The 14,058-nt window shown below is 63.2% G+C and carries 15 protein-coding genes and 1 pseudogene; 13 read left to right on the top strand and 3 right to left on the bottom strand.

The window, feature by feature from the left end; genetic code table 11:
• Positions 1–26 precede the first annotated feature (26 nt).
• From ABUE11_RS08255 to ABUE11_RS08195, 13 genes and pseudogenes are all read left to right on the top strand, one after another.
• The gene (locus ABUE11_RS08255; protein ID WP_367068564.1) at positions 27–284 is read left to right on the top strand and encodes an AlpA family phage regulatory protein; all 258 of its coding nucleotides are present in this window, start codon (positions 27–29) and stop codon (positions 282–284) included.
• A complete protein-coding gene (locus ABUE11_RS08250; RefSeq protein ID WP_367068563.1) occupies positions 284–532 on the top strand; it encodes a helix-turn-helix domain-containing protein in 249 nt (82 codons plus the stop codon). Before ABUE11_RS08255 ends, ABUE11_RS08250 begins: the two co-directional genes overlap by 1 nt.
• Complete coding sequence (locus ABUE11_RS08245) at positions 529–1,434, top strand: hypothetical protein (protein ID WP_367068562.1); 906 nt, start codon at positions 529–531, stop codon at positions 1,432–1,434. The genes ABUE11_RS08250 and ABUE11_RS08245 overlap by 4 nt, the downstream gene beginning before the upstream one ends.
• Before the next feature lie 1,015 nt (positions 1,435–2,449).
• Positions 2,450–3,682, top strand: a complete 1,233-nt coding sequence (locus tag ABUE11_RS08240; RefSeq protein WP_367068561.1) for a phage major capsid protein — start codon at positions 2,450–2,452, stop codon at positions 3,680–3,682.
• Positions 3,683–3,685: 3 nt separating this feature from the next.
• Positions 3,686–4,228, top strand: a complete 543-nt coding sequence (locus ABUE11_RS08235) for an HK97 family phage prohead protease (RefSeq protein ID WP_367068560.1) — start codon at positions 3,686–3,688, stop codon at positions 4,226–4,228.
• Entirely contained in the window at positions 4,225–5,433 is a 1,209-nt protein-coding gene (locus ABUE11_RS08230) for a phage portal protein (protein ID WP_367068559.1), read from the top strand. The genes ABUE11_RS08235 and ABUE11_RS08230 overlap by 4 nt, the downstream gene beginning before the upstream one ends.
• A gap of 415 nt (positions 5,434–5,848) precedes the next feature.
• A complete protein-coding gene (locus tag ABUE11_RS08225; protein ID WP_367068558.1) occupies positions 5,849–6,313 on the top strand; it encodes a terminase in 465 nt (154 codons plus the stop codon).
• Complete coding sequence (locus ABUE11_RS08220) at positions 6,310–7,812, top strand: terminase TerL endonuclease subunit (RefSeq protein WP_367068557.1); 1,503 nt, start codon at positions 6,310–6,312, stop codon at positions 7,810–7,812. The genes ABUE11_RS08225 and ABUE11_RS08220 overlap by 4 nt, the downstream gene beginning before the upstream one ends.
• A gap of 140 nt (positions 7,813–7,952) precedes the next feature.
• Positions 7,953–8,219, top strand: a complete 267-nt coding sequence (locus ABUE11_RS08215; protein WP_367068556.1) for a head-tail connector protein — start codon at positions 7,953–7,955, stop codon at positions 8,217–8,219.
• Positions 8,220–8,383: 164 nt separating this feature from the next.
• The gene (locus ABUE11_RS08210) at positions 8,384–8,701 is read left to right on the top strand and encodes a phage head closure protein (protein WP_367068555.1); all 318 of its coding nucleotides are present in this window, start codon (positions 8,384–8,386) and stop codon (positions 8,699–8,701) included.
• A gap of 384 nt (positions 8,702–9,085) precedes the next feature.
• A pseudogene (locus ABUE11_RS08205) lies at positions 9,086–9,248 on the top strand (Arm DNA-binding domain-containing protein); the annotation flags it as partial.
• A gap of 103 nt (positions 9,249–9,351) precedes the next feature.
• Positions 9,352–9,762 carry a helix-turn-helix domain-containing protein gene (locus ABUE11_RS08200; RefSeq protein WP_367068554.1) on the top strand — a complete coding sequence of 137 codons (411 nt, stop codon included), beginning with the start codon at positions 9,352–9,354 and terminating at the stop codon, positions 9,760–9,762.
• The gene (locus tag ABUE11_RS08195) at positions 9,762–11,012 is read left to right on the top strand and encodes a type II toxin-antitoxin system HipA family toxin (protein ID WP_367068553.1); all 1,251 of its coding nucleotides are present in this window, start codon (positions 9,762–9,764) and stop codon (positions 11,010–11,012) included. The genes ABUE11_RS08200 and ABUE11_RS08195 overlap by 1 nt, the downstream gene beginning before the upstream one ends.
• A gap of 99 nt (positions 11,013–11,111) precedes the next feature.
• Here ABUE11_RS08195 and cydX read toward each other — a convergent pair whose 3' ends face one another.
• Genes cydX through ABUE11_RS08180 form a run of 3 tightly spaced genes read right to left on the bottom strand, consistent with a single transcriptional unit; the run spans position 11,112 to position 14,025 of the window.
• Complete coding sequence (gene cydX, locus ABUE11_RS08190) at positions 11,112–11,231, bottom strand: cytochrome bd-I oxidase subunit CydX (RefSeq protein ID WP_367068552.1); 120 nt, start codon at positions 11,229–11,231, stop codon at positions 11,112–11,114.
• Positions 11,232–11,264: 33 nt separating this feature from the next.
• Positions 11,265–12,419 carry a cytochrome d ubiquinol oxidase subunit II gene (gene cydB, locus ABUE11_RS08185; protein WP_367068551.1) on the bottom strand — a complete coding sequence of 385 codons (1,155 nt, stop codon included), beginning with the start codon at positions 12,417–12,419 and terminating at the stop codon, positions 11,265–11,267.
• A gap of 19 nt (positions 12,420–12,438) precedes the next feature.
• Positions 12,439–14,025 carry a cytochrome ubiquinol oxidase subunit I gene (locus ABUE11_RS08180; RefSeq protein WP_367068550.1) on the bottom strand — a complete coding sequence of 529 codons (1,587 nt, stop codon included), beginning with the start codon at positions 14,023–14,025 and terminating at the stop codon, positions 12,439–12,441.
• Positions 14,026–14,058: the final 33 nt, after the last annotated feature.

The following is a 14,058-nucleotide window of genomic DNA, read 5'->3' as shown; positions in this document are numbered from 1 at the left end:
ACCCGTGTTCATTCATGAGGTGCAAAATGCAACCCGATACCGTTTCCCGCCGATATAACCGCGCACCAGCGCAAACCCTTCAAGCGCTCCATATCCCCGAAGCGCTCCTCAAAATCCAGACCGTGATCGCCGTCACGGGCCTGTCTGAATCGACCATTCGCCGCAAAGTGGCCGAGGGCAAATTCCCCGCCCCCATCAAGGACGGCGCCCGCTGCACCCGCTGGGTTGCTGCCAACGTGTCCAACTGGCTGCGCGCAAAGGTGGCCGCAAAGGAGGCGCTGTAATGAGCAAATCCACCGCGACCCGCGAGCAATACAAGCGCATTATTGAGGCGCTGCGCATGCGCCCGCAAACGTCCTACGATCTGCGCCGCCTGGGCATTTATCAGGCCCCGGCCCGTATAAAGGAGCTGCGCGACCGCCACGGCTACAGCATTACCACCGACCCCGTGGTGATCGTGGATCGTGACGGCTATCACCATGCGCGTGTGGCGCTCTACACGCTGGTGAGCGAGCCGGAGGTGGCGCTGTGAGTACCACCCGCCGCACCCGTGGCAAGTCCCGCGCCATGCTGGACTTAATCGAGGCCAGCCACAAAATACTCGCTGAGATTCAACCGGCCACTGTCCGAGCTGTCTGCTATCGCCTGTTCACGCTGGGCCTGATCCCGGACATGAGCAAGGCGTCCACCAACAAGGTGAGCCGCCAGCTTGTCTATGCACGCGAGCAAGGCATTGTTCCGTGGGAGTGGGTTGTGGACGAGACCCGCGAAGCCGAGCGCGTGAGCACCTGGCACAACCCGGACGAGATCATCAACGCTGCTGTCCGTGGCTACCGGCGCGACTACTGGCAAGACCAGCCTGTTCGCGTGGAAGTTTGGAGCGAGAAAGGCACCGTCCGGGGCACCGTGGCGCCTGTGCTGAACGAGTACGGCGTCACGTTCCGAGTAATGCACGGGTTCGCCAGTGCGACCGCACTCAACAGCATTGCCGAGGCGTCCAACGACAGCGAGAAACCCCTGATCGCGCTGTACGTGGGCGACTATGACCCGAGCGGCATCTACATGTCCGAGGTTGACCTGCCCGAGCGCCTGGGGCGCTACGGCGGCAAGGTGCACCTGAGCCGCATCGCACTGCTGCCCACGGATACCGGGCGCCTGCCGAGCTTTGACGTAGAAACCAAGGCCAAGGACGGGCGTTATGACTGGTACAGGACGCGCTACGGGCGCCAGTGCTGGGAGTTGGATGCCATGCCCCCGCCGCTGCTGCGCGAGCGCGTGGAGGCCGAAATCCGCGCCCACATCCTCATGGATCGCTGGGAGCACGCTGTGGCAGTGGAGAGGGCCGAAACCGAGTCCATGTCCACATTCTTGGCGACGTGGAACAGCAAATTGAGGCCTGCCACAAAATACTCAGAACCGAGGGGTTCTGTCTAATGGCGAACGGCCGCAACCGAGGCCACAAGGGCGATTCTGGGCGCGACGCTGGCGGGTTTGTAGCCTTGCCTTGGAGCGTACTGGATTGCCCCGCCTACGCTGCTTTGAGCCATCCTGCGCGTGCTTTGCTTTTTGAGCTGGCACGCCAGTTTGTGCGCGACAACAACGGGCGGTTGCTGGCGTCTGCTGCTTACCTTGCCAAGCGCGGCTGGAAGAGCGCAGACGTGATAACGCGGGCCAAGCGTGATCTGATCGAAGCCGGGTTCATCCATGAGACTGTGAAGGGCCACCGCCCCAATAAGGCGAGCTGGTACGCGGTCACATGGCGGGCGCTCGACAAAATACCCGGTTACGACCCTGGTGCGGCTGCGACGTTCGTGCGTGGCGCTTACCAAAAAAACGCACCCCTTAGACCGTCTCCCGGTGTAGAGAGGGCTCCCATTGCACCGTCTCCCGGTGTAGGGAAGGCCCCGCCTACACCGTCTCCCGGTGCTATCAGAGGTGTTTTTACTGCCCCGCCTACACCGTCTCCCGGAAACCATCTAGAGATGCCATCTGTAGGCAGTCGAATGCAGCACTGAGGAACAGGGGGGAAGTGGCTCAAAACCATGGTGGGCCCCTTTTGGCGTTGCAGGCACCCGGCATTGCCACGGCACCAGAACCCGATGCCACGGCATGCTGCTAGCAAGGGCCTAGCACGGTGCTAGCACGGTGCCAGCACAGTGCAGGCACCGTTACTGCAACGTTGCATAACCGTTACCGAACCCATGGCGAACCCTACGGCATCCCATGGGTTTGACGCGTGCTGGCGCGACAGTGACGCGTGGCGACGCGTGACCCGGTTTTATCGTGCTGGCACGTTAAACACCACCAACCCGCCCCGAGCGGGTTTTTTCATGCCCGCTCGAATCTTCTTGACATGGTTGCGAATACTGGCTATATATCCAGTAAATAGCCTTTGGCTATCACAACCCGCCCGGCGATTGCATGGGCACTTTTTCAAGAAAGCCCACAAATGCAACTGCATCAAATCCGCGAAGCCCGCGCCGCCAAGGTGGCCGAAGCCCGTTCCCTGCTGGCCAGCGTCAACGGCGGCAACCTGACTCCCGAGGCGCAAGCCAAGTTCGACGCCATCAAGGGCGAAATCACTTCGCTGGAAGGCCAGGAGCAGCGCGCCCAACTCGTGGAGGACTGGGAGCGCCGCAGCCTGGGCCAGCCGGTGGACAAGGCCCGCAACGAGCTGGAAGGCCAGGTCAACGTGCTGGACGCCATCGCCGCGCAGATTGAAAACCGCAGCGTCACCGGCGCACTGGCCGAGTTCCAATCCGAAGCCAAGCGCCAGGGCCTGACTGCCCGCAACGGTGGCGTGCTGGTGCCCACGAGCATCTTTGAAAAGCGCACCACCATGACCACGACTGGCGCCGCTGCTGTGGTGCCCGACGACTACCGTGCGGATCAATTCATCGGCCTGCTGCGCAACTCGCTGATCGTGCGCAGCCTGGGCGCCCGCGTGCTGACCGGATTGCGTGGCGATACCGTGCTGCCCAAGGCTACCGGCGCCGCCACCGCCTACTGGGTTGCCGAGGGCGACAGCCTGACCGAGAGCAACACCACGTACAGCACCATCAAGCTGGAACCCAAGACCGTGGGCGCGCTGACGGCGTTTTCCCGCAACCTGGCATTGCAGTCCAACCCCTCGATTGAAGGCCTGTTGCGCGACGATATCAGCGCCGTGGTGGGCCTGGCAGTGGACAAGGCCCTGATCCATGGTACCGCCGCCGCCAAGCAGCCGGTGGGCATCCTGAACGTAAGCGGCATTCAAACCGCATCGCTGGCCACCCTGAGCTGGGCCACCGTCGTGGCGATGCTGGAAAAACTGGGCCTGGAGAACATCAGCCCGAATGCCGTGCTGACCCATGCCAAGGCCGCGACGAAGCTGCAAACCACCCTGAAGGACGCCAGCGCCGGTAGCGTGTACTTGATGGAAGGTGGCCGCGTGGCTGGCCTGCCCGCCTACGTCACCAACCAATTGGACGCCAAGACCGGCACGCCGGACAAGGGCCGCGTGATCGCTGGCGACTTCTCGCAAATCGTGATTGGCGAGTGGGGCGTGACCGAGGTGCTGGCGAACCCGTATGCCGCTGGCTACTACGAAAAGGGCGACGTACAGCTTCGGATCATGCACACCATGGACGCCGTGGTACGCCATCCCAAGGCGTTCGTGGTGGCTGACGACCTGGGCCTGTAAACCATGAGCACCCCGGACATGGAGCGCCGGGGTGCCGCTGCTGGCGTTACAGCCAGTGGCCGCACCTTGAGCGGGTACGCCGCAAGCTACAACGACCCAACGGCCATCGGCGGATTTACCGAGCGCATCGCGCCCGGTGCATTCACCAAGTCGCTGGCAAGTGGGAGGGACGTTCTGGCCCTGCTGGATCATCGCGCTGATGTTCTGCTGGGGCGTACCCGCTCAGGCTCTTTGAAACTGTCCGAGGACGCCAAGGGCCTGCGGTTTGAATTGTCCTTGCCAGACACCGCAGCCGCCCGTGACGTGATCGCCCTTGCCGAGCGTGGCGACCTGGGCGGCATGTCCTTTGGCTTTGTCGCCATTGATGAAGCCTGGGACGGCGATACCCGCGAGCTGCGCGAGATCCAGTTGCACGAAATCAGCGTGGTGCAGTCCTGGCCCGCGTACCAAAGCACCGAAATCAACCTGCGCAGCAAGCCCAGCGTGTACGAAACGCACCGCGTGGGCATCGGCGGCAATGCTTTGTGGTTGGAGACTTGCCGATGAGCATCATCACCCGCATCAAATCCGCCATGGGCCTGGAGCAGCGTTCTGTCCTGGGCGTGAATGGCTGGCCTGTGCCGCTGTCTGCCACCAGCGTGACGCCCGATAGCGCGCAGTCTGTGGCCGCCTGTTATGCCGCCGTGGCCTTGATTGCCGAGGCCATCGGCTCTTTGCCGCTGCGCCTGTATCGGCAAGACGGTGACGACCGCAAAGCCGCCACCGAGCATCCCCTTCACACGGTATTGCACCGCGCCCCCAACGACCAGCAATCGGCCACCGAGTTCTGGGAATGGGTAGTTTCATCCATGCTGCTGACCGGGAATGCATATGCTCGTGTCACACGCGGCTGGGATGGCCAGGTGCGCAGCCTGGATCCCCTGGTGACAAGCAACGTCACGATCATGCGCAAGGGCGAAACCATCGCCGGTTATGAATACACCAACAGGGACGGCGTGAGGGAGCGCCTATTGCCTGCCGAGGTGTTCCACCTTCGCCACCGTGCTGGCAATGATCCGCTGGTGGGCGTCAGTCCTATCACCGCCGCCCGCGCCGTGATCCAGCTCGCGCAAGCTGAAGCGCAGCATGGGCAATCGACGTTCGACAACGGCACCCGCGCCAGCGGCATTATTTCCATGCCCGGACGCTTGAAGCCTGAGCAACGCCAGGCCATCGCCGCATCGTGGGCCAGCCAGTACGCCGGTGGAGCCAATGCAGGCAAGGTGCCCGTTATGGAGGAAGGCTCGACCTTCACTCCCATCAGCCTCAGCCTGGCAGATAGCGAGTGGGTTGCAGCGCGCCGTTTCAGCGTGGAGGAAATCTGCCGCATCTTCAAGGTGCCGCCCGTCCTGATCGGTGATCTGTCGCACAGCACCTACTCCAACAGCGTGGCGATGGATATGTTCTTTGCCAAGCACACGCTGGGCCGCCACCTGTCGGCCATCGAGGGCGCAATCAACCGTCAATTGCTGACGCCTGCCGCCGCCCGCACCATGTACGCAGAGTTCAGCCTAGAAGGGTTGCTGCGCGGATCAAGCCAAGAACGAGCCGCGTTCTACAGCTCCGGCGTGAACGATGGATGGCTGAAACGATCCGAGGTGCGCAAGCTGGAGAACCTGCCCGCTATCGACGGGCTCGATTCTGAGCCGGTTGCACTGAGCGCAAATCCGCGCCCAGCTCCGCAGCCGTACCCGAGCAAGCAGGGGGCGTGACGATGGCAGCAAACCGCACTGGACGCGATGCAGACCCGCGCCGCACGCTACCCCTCAACAGCGCCAGTTGGAGGCGCATGCGTGCGTCTGTGCTCAACGGTGAACCACTGTGCAGGCATTGCGCCGCCCGTGGCCTGGTGATCGAGGCAACGGACGTTGACCACAAGAGCGGCGACCCGTCCGACAACAGCTCCGAGAACCTACAGCCGCTGTGCCATAGCTGCCACTCGCTCAAGACCAATGCCGACATGGGTAAGCGCGTCTATCAGGGATGTGACGTGGACGGCCTGCCGCTCGACCCGAATCACCCGTGGGCGAAGGTATGCAGCCTCTTGCAGAAATCACCAGGCACGGATATTGCTAGACCGGCCGGTTCCCCTTCTTTTAACGCTGACTGCTTAAAAAATAGGCAACCATGAAGCTGACCCCCAAGCGCCACCGCTCCGACAGCGCCAAAGCCGCAGTCGCTGCGACCCAGGCCGCCGCCCTGCCGCCCTTGTCCCCGCCTGCCCACGTCACGCTGCGACCCCAAGACCGCCCGTTCTGGGCGGCCATCGTGACCGCCCGCCCGCGTGATACCTGGAACGAGGTGGATCTGGCGAGCGCCGCGAACCTGGCCCGCTGCCAGGCGGACATCGAGGCCCTGCAAGCGCAGATTGATGAAGCGGGGTTCGTCATTGATGGCAAGGTCAATCCGGCGTGCGAGCTGCTGGAGAAAATGAGCCGCCGCGCCCTGGCCCTGACCCGTGCCATTGCCGTCAACACCGTGGCGACCGTGGGGCGCAGCGCCGATATTGTGAAGGGTGCCGAGCTGGAACGCCAGGCCCGCGCCGATATGCAGGACGATGGCCTGATCCCGACCTTGCGAGCCGTGAAGTGAGCCGCGCCGCCCGCATCATCAAGTTCATCGAGGCGTACTGTGTCACGCCCGAGGGCGCGGACGTGGGCAAGCCGCTGCGCCTGGCCGAGTTTCAAAAGCAGTTCATCCGGGACGTGTACGACAACCCCGCAGGCACGCGCCGCGCCCTGCTGTCGGTGAGCAGAAAAAATGGCAAGAGCGGCCTGGTTGCCGGCCTGCTGCTGGCGCACCTGGTGGGCCCCGAGGCGAAGCAGAACGCGCAGATTGTCTCGGGCGCCATGAGCCGCGACCAAGCCGCCCTGGTGTTCAATCTGGCCTGCAAGATGGTGCAGCAGTCTCCGAAGCTGGCGCCGCTGGTGAAGATCATCCCCAGCGGAAAGCGCCTGATTGGCCTGCCGCTCAACGTGGAGTACAAGGCCCTTGCAGCGGACGGCAAGACGGCGCACGGCCTTTCTCCGGTGCTAGCCATCTTGGACGAAATCGGCCAGGTGCGTGGCCCGCAATCCGACTTTATCGACGCCATCACCACCAGCCAGGGGGCCCATGCCGAGCCGCTGCTGATCGCCATATCGACGCAGGCGGCCTCGGATCAAGACCTGTTTTCACAGTGGCTCGACGATGCCCGCCAGTCCAACGATCCGCGCATCGTCTGCCACCTGTACGCCGCGCCCGAGGGCTGCGACCTCATGGACGAAAGCGCCTGGCGTGCGGCAAATCCCGCCCTGGGCCTGTTCCGCAGCCTGGACGATCTGCGCGAGCAAATGACGCAGGCGCAGCGCATGCCGAGCATGGAGAACAGCGCCCGCAATCTGCTGCTCAATCAGCGGGTTTCGACTGTCTCGCCCTTCATCAGCCCGGACGTGTGGAAGTCCTGCAATTCCGCACCGGGTGCGGAAATGGACGGCCCGGTGTTCGCCGGCCTGGACTTGTCGGCACGTACCGACCTCACGGCGCTGGTGATCGTCGGCCAGGTGGATGGCGTGTGGCAGGTGCAGGCGCATTTCTGGACACCCGAGCAGGGCCTGCACGACCGCGCCCGCCGTGACCGCGCCCCCTATGACGTGTGGCACCGGCAAGGGTTCCTGCGCACGACGCCAGGCGCCACGGTGGACTATGAGCATGTCGCGTCTGACATGTTGGAGATCCTCGCTGACCTCGACGTGAGGGCCATCGCCTACGACCGCTGGCGCATTGACTTGATGCGCCGGGAGCTGGACAAGCTGGGAGCCGAGCTGCCGCTGGTGGAGTGGGGCCAAGGCTACAAGGATATGGCCCCGGCTTTGGATGCCCTGGAGGCCGAATTGCTCAATGCCCGCATCGCCCACGGCATGCATCCCGTCTTGACCATGTGCGCGGCAAACGCCACCGTCACCAAAGACCCGACCGGCGCCCGCAAGCTCGACAAGAGCCGCGCCACGGGCCGTATCGACGGCATGCAGGCCCTGGCCATGGCCATGGGCGCGGCATCGAGGGCAACGGAATCTCAATCCGTTGGTTTTGATTCCTTCACCTTTGTATAGCCCAGCCTGGGGGCGCCGCAAGGCATAGCCAGGACGCCTGTTAGTCGGTGAGTGAGGCGCGTAGAAAAACCCCGACTGCCTGCAGCAGCTCTTTCGGGATGCGTGGCAGGCACCTATTCACCCCATTTGAAAGAAATCAAATGCTGACACTGCAAGACGCCAAAGAACATCTTCGCGTGGATGACTACTGCGAGGACGTGCTGATTGCCCGCCTGATCGACGCTGCGCAGGCCGCCGTGGCCGACTACCTGGGCGCCGAGGAACTGCCTGACGCCATGCCCGTGCATGCGGCCTGCTTGATGTTGGTGGGCTCGCTGTACGCGAACCGGGAGACTTTGAGCGAGCGCCCGCTGAGTGAGAACCGGCTGTACGAGCGCCTGCTGGCCCCGTACCGAAAGTACGCCTGAGCCATCGTAAAACACGACTTGCGCTATTGATTGCAGCGTGATAGAAATTTAACGCAAAGAATGTAAATTGTTGATATACAAGCGATTGCAGCTATGAAATTTAAGTGCTTACACTAAATTCATATTCAGCGGGTATTTCCAATGTGCGATGACTGGAGCGAAAAATGAGGGCCGGACGTCTTGACCAGCGCGTGACCGTGGAGCAGCTTGTGACGATTGGGGATAGCTGGGGCGGCACCGTGGAAGCCTGGGCTCCGCTCATGACGGTATGGGCCGAAGTCTCGCCGCTGGTGGGCCGGGAGTACCTGGCAGCGCAGGCCGCGCAATCCGAGGTGACGGCGCGCGTGACCATGCGCTACCGGCGCGGCATCACGGCGCAGGATCGCGTGATCCACGACGGCACTATCTACGGCATCGAGAGCCTGGTGGACGTTCGCTCAGGCCACCGGGAGCTGGTGCTAATGTGCAAGGCCGTGGGGTGATCTGCTACCCTGTTTCGAGTTTTCGCAAAACGCCGGAATAGAACCGATGGCGATGGGGAAAAGGTGGGGGTAAAAAATAAATCGAATTGTTGAAAACACGCAGCCATGCGGCATAGAAGCAACAGTTCGACTCCCTTCACCCTCCACTTCAACTTTCCATGGCCTTCCAAGGACGTCCATGAAATGTTGCAAACCCTTGTCACGGTTTGATTTTTCCAAAAAATCCATCCAGTGACGTCCAGCAAAATCCACTGACAGCCGGTCAAAGCCGGTACATCAGGTGCGACATCTCCATGCGGAGCTTCCCGATTCCGCGTTGTTGCTGGGGGAGTCGGAGCCCGATGGGAAACATGGCACTCAACTCGCTTTCAAGAAGTGGGAATCATGCTTTCGGGCCTCACGGCTCGCCAGGCCAAGGCGACCGGCAAACCCTGCACCCTGTCCGACGCAGACGGCCTTTCCCTCTTTGTTTCAAGGTGCCAAGGCGTGGCACGTCCGCTTCTCGTGGGGCGGCAAGCGCCACCGCATGTCGTTCGGCACGTATCCAGGCAGCGGGCCCGGGGCATGGATTGGGGTTGATCCACATCCTTTTATGCGTTCAAATATGAACGCTTGTCTGGATAACAAGCTCATATTTGAAGTCATAAAAGATGTCTTTCTCCGAGCAAAAGCGTTCTGGTGCGCAGGTGGCGATGCCGCAGCCTGTCGCGCGTGCGTTGCGCCGCCTGGGGCAGGACATCTCGGCAGGGCGGCGCATGCGCCGCCTGAGCCAGGAGGATCTTGCGCAGCGCATCGGCACGTCCCTGAGCACCGTCAGGCGCATGGAAGATGGCCATCCCGGCACCGCGCTGCACACCTTCCTGCGCGCGCTGCACGTGCTGGGCCGGCTTGATGACCTGGCCCAGGCGATGACCCTGGAGAACGATGCGCTCGGCATGGAACTGGTGCGGGAACAACTGCCGCAGCGGGTACGCACCTCTGCCGGCAGGAAGCGGCAGGCAGCCGCCGCCGTCGACAAAGGCGACGCGCCATCGCCTGCCGATGATCTGGAGGGCTTCTGATGGCAGCACCTCGGCCCACACGGCGTCCGGACCTCGAAGTCCACCTGGGGGCGAGCGGCCTGGTCGTGGGGCGACTGCATCTTGGCAGCGGCCGGCGCAGCGCGTTCAGCTACGACCAAGGCTGGCTGCGGGATGCCCGTTTCTTCACGCTGTCGCCCGATCTCCAGCCAGTGGCCGGCGTGCAGCATCCCCGGCAGGTGTTCTTCCTCGCGCTGGAGGACACCGCGCCCGACGCCTGGGGCGAGCGCGTGATCCGGCGCGCCCATGCGAAGCTGCGGCAGGAAGACCGCGACACGCCCGCGCTGAACCCGGTGGACTTCGTGATGTGGGTGGATGACGAGGCGCGCGTCGGCGCGCTGCGCCTGTTCGATCCGCAATCGGGCGCCTACCTGCGCACCGGAGGCGCGAACCGGCAGATACCGCCCCTGGTGGAACTGGACAAGGTGCTCCACGCGGCCCGCGCCCTGGAAGACGGAACGGAAAGCGCACAGGACCTGCGCTACCTGCTAGGGCAAGGCACGTCGTTGGGTGGTGCCAGGCCGAAGTCCACGGTACGCGATACCGATGGACGCCTGGCGGTCGGCAAGTTTCCCAGCCAGGCGGATCGGCGCGACGTGATCCGGGGCGAAGTGCTGGCCATGCAACTGGCGGTCAAGGCCGGCATCCGCGTGGCGCCGGCGCGCGTGGAAATGATCGGCGGCACGGCGGTCGCCGTCATCCGGCGTTTCGACCGCACCGACGATGGCGCTCGCATCCCCTACGTGTCGGCCGCGACGATGCTCCAGACCGACGGCCGCGATGCGACGCACGCCTACACCGAACTGGTGGATGTGCTGCTGCAAGCAGGCGCCGATCCGATTGCCGACATCCATGAGCTGTGGCGCCGGCTGGTCTTCAACTTCCTGATCTGCAACACCGACGACCACCTGCGCAACACCGGCTTTCTGTACGACGCGCGCCAGCGCGGCTGGCGCCTGTCGCCAGCCTTCGACCTGAACCCGATGCCGGGCGACCGTCGGGAGAGCAAGACCTGGCTGACCGACGATGCGGGCGCCATCGACAGCCGGGACATGCTGATGGCCGCGGCGCCGCACTTCAGGCTGGATGCAGCACAGGCGAGGGCGATCTGGAGCGAAGTGGCCCAGTCCGTGGCGGGCTGGCGTGCACTGGCCCGGGGATTGGGCATGCGCGGCACCGACCTGCAGGACTTCGAGCCGGCCTTCGCCCAGGAGGGCGGGACTGGCACATAACCCGACCTGATTCCGTTGCGCTCACGGAAGAAACCCGTTGTCAATCAGCGCTTTGAGAGCGGCATGATGTTCCCTTCACCCGCTCCATAATCAGCGCTATCACGGCTCCAGCCGGTCGCGTCGGACGGCGTCGTCCTCCATCAGTTCGTACCACATCGCATTCAGAACGGCGAAGGCAGCCGCCAGAGGCAAGCCGAGAATCCAAGCGAAATACCACATGGTCAATGTCCTATGAATGAAAGCGTGTATGGGTCAGTACGCATGACCGTTGCCATCCCGAATGGCTTCAGCGTCGACCTTGCCGCGCAGAACCGAGAACACCCAGCTGGTATAGGCCAGGATGAGCGGCATGAAGATGACCGTCGAAATCAGCATGATGAACAGCGTGAGGTGGCTCGACGAGGAATCCCACACGGTCAGGCTGGCCGAGGGATTGACCGATGACGGCAGGATGAAGGGAAACATGGAGACGCCCACGCTGGCGATGATCCCCGTGATGCCCATGCCCCCGGTGACCAGTGCAGCCAGTGGGCGTCGGGCTGCCAAGCAAATCGCTGCGATCGTGGAGCCCGCCAAGCCCAATGCCGGTACCACCCAAAGCACAGGCTGCGATGCGTAGTTGGCAAACCAGGCGCCGCCTTGCGCCACAGCAGTCTTGACAAGAGGGTTCGATGCGCCGGTGGGCACAATCGCGCTCGTGATCACGTACCCCGCCACGAAATTGGCCAGCACGACACCCGCCACAGCGTAAAGCACCACAGTCAGCAGCGCTGCCACAATGCCAAAACGACGCGCGCGCTCGGCTACCTGGCCTTGTGTCTTGAGTTGTAGCCAGGCAGCGCCATGCATGACCAGCATGGTGACGGAGACCAAGCCGCACAGGAGGGCGAAAGGATTGAGCAGCCCGAAAAATGACCCGTCGTAGAAGATCTGCATGTCGTCTTCGATGCGGAAGGGGATGCCCTGGAGCACATTGCCCATCGCCACGCCAAAGATCAGCGCCGGCACGAACCCGCCGACGAACAGGGCCCAATCCCAGCTGCTGCGCCAGGCCGGCTCTTCGCGCTTGCTGCGGAACTTGAACGCCACTGGACGCAGGATGAGCGCGAACAGAATGGCGAACATCGCCAGATAGAAGCCGGAGAACGACACTGCGTAGAGCTGCGGCCAGGCGGCGAAGATGGCCCCGCCCCCGAGGATCAGCCAGACCTGATTGCCCTCCCAGACCGGTCCGATGGTGTTGATGACGGTGCGGCGTTCGATGTCGCTGCGCGCGACCAAGGGCAGCAGCGTGCCGGTGCCCAGGTCGAAGCCGTCGGTGAGCGCGAAGCCGATCAGCAGCACGCCCAGCAGCGCCCACCAGATCAGGCGCAGAACGTCATAGGAGATGAGTTCGTGGAGGATCATGTTCTTTCTCCTTTCGGGGTTACTGCACAGGCGCCAGGTCGCCCGAGCTGGCTGGGCTGCCTTCGGTGCCCGAGGGTGCATGGGCATCGGGTCCCTTGTGGATCGCCTTGAGCATCAGCTTCATCTCGATGATGAGCAGGACGGTGTAGATCGCCACGAAGCCGGCGATCGTCAGGAGCACGGTCGAGGCACCGAGGTTCGACACAGCGACGGCCGTTGGCAATACACCTTCGATGACCCATGGCTGGCGCCCGACCTCGGCCACAATCCAGCCGCACTCCACGGCAATCCAAGGCAGGGGAATCGACCACACGGCGACCTTGAGCAGCCAGGGGTGCACATCCAGCCTGCGCCGAGCCGAGAGCCAGAAGAACACGCCCATCAGCAGGATGAAGAAGAAACCCAGGCCGACCATCAGCCGGAACGCCCAAAACAGCGGCGCCACCTGCGGCACGGTGTCCCAGGCCGCCTTGGCGATCTGTTCGGACGTGGCCTGGCGGGGATCGTCGACATAGCGCTTGAGCAGGAGCGCATAGCCCAGCGCTCGCCCGTGCTCCTCGAATGCCGCCTGTGCATGGGCAGGCACACTGGCGCCCTCCCTTGCGGCACGAATCTGCTGCAAGGCGTCGTAGGCCACGATGCCGTCGCGGATGTGCTTCTCGGCGTGTGCAACCAGGTCGTCGATGCCAGGAATTTCGGTCGTCAGCGAGCGCGTGCCGATCAGACCCATGACCCACGGAATGTGAACAGCAAAGTGGGTTTCCCGCGCGGCCTGGTCGGGAAAGCCGAACGCGGTGAACGCGGCGGGTGCGGGCTCGGTCTTCCACATTGCCTCGATGGCGGCGAGCTTCATCTTCTGGTGCTCGGTGGAGAGGTAGCCGCTCTCATCGCCCAGCACCACGACCGACAGTGCCGAAGCCAGGCCGAACGACGCCGCCACCGTCATCGATCGCTTGGCCAGTGCAACGTGGCGGCCCTTGAGCACGTACCAGGCTGCGACGCCCAGCACGAAGACGGCCGCCGTCACGTAGCCGGCGGAGACGGTGTGCACGAACTTGGCCTGGGCGACCGGGTTGGTGAGCACGGCGAAGAAGTCCGTCATCTCCATGCGCATGGTCTGCGGATTGAACTGGGCGCCCACGGGGTTCTGCATCCAGCCGTTGGCGATCAGAATCCACAGTGCCGAGAAGTTCGAGCCCAGCGCCACGCACCAGGTGACGACCAGGTGCTTCACCTTGGAGAGACGATCCCAGCCGAAGAAGAACAGGCCGACGAAGGTGGCTTCCAGAAAGAAGGCCATCAGCCCCTCCAAGGCGAGCGGTGCACCGAAGATGTCACCCACATAGTGGCTGTAGTAGCTCCAGTTCATGCCGAACTGGAACTCCATCACGATGCCTGTGGCCACGCCCATGGCAAAGTTGATGCCGAACAGCACGCCCCAGAACTTGGTCATGTCGCGCCAGATGGTCCGGCCCGTCATCACGTAAACCGTCTCCATGATGGCGATCAGGATCGACAGGCCCAGCGTCAATGGGACGAAGAGAAAGTGGTAGAGCGCCGTGATCGCGAACTGCAATCGCGACAGGCTGACGATGTCAAAGTCCATGGCGAGTTTCCTCTATCGATATCAAATCACTTG

This window comes from Oryzisolibacter sp. LB2S (genome assembly GCF_040732315.1).
In the GTDB taxonomy this organism is placed as follows: Bacteria; Pseudomonadota; Gammaproteobacteria; order Burkholderiales; family Burkholderiaceae_C; genus Alicycliphilus; species Alicycliphilus soli.
Note: the sequence above shows the minus strand (reverse complement) of the source record. Positions and strands in the feature narration are given on the sequence as shown.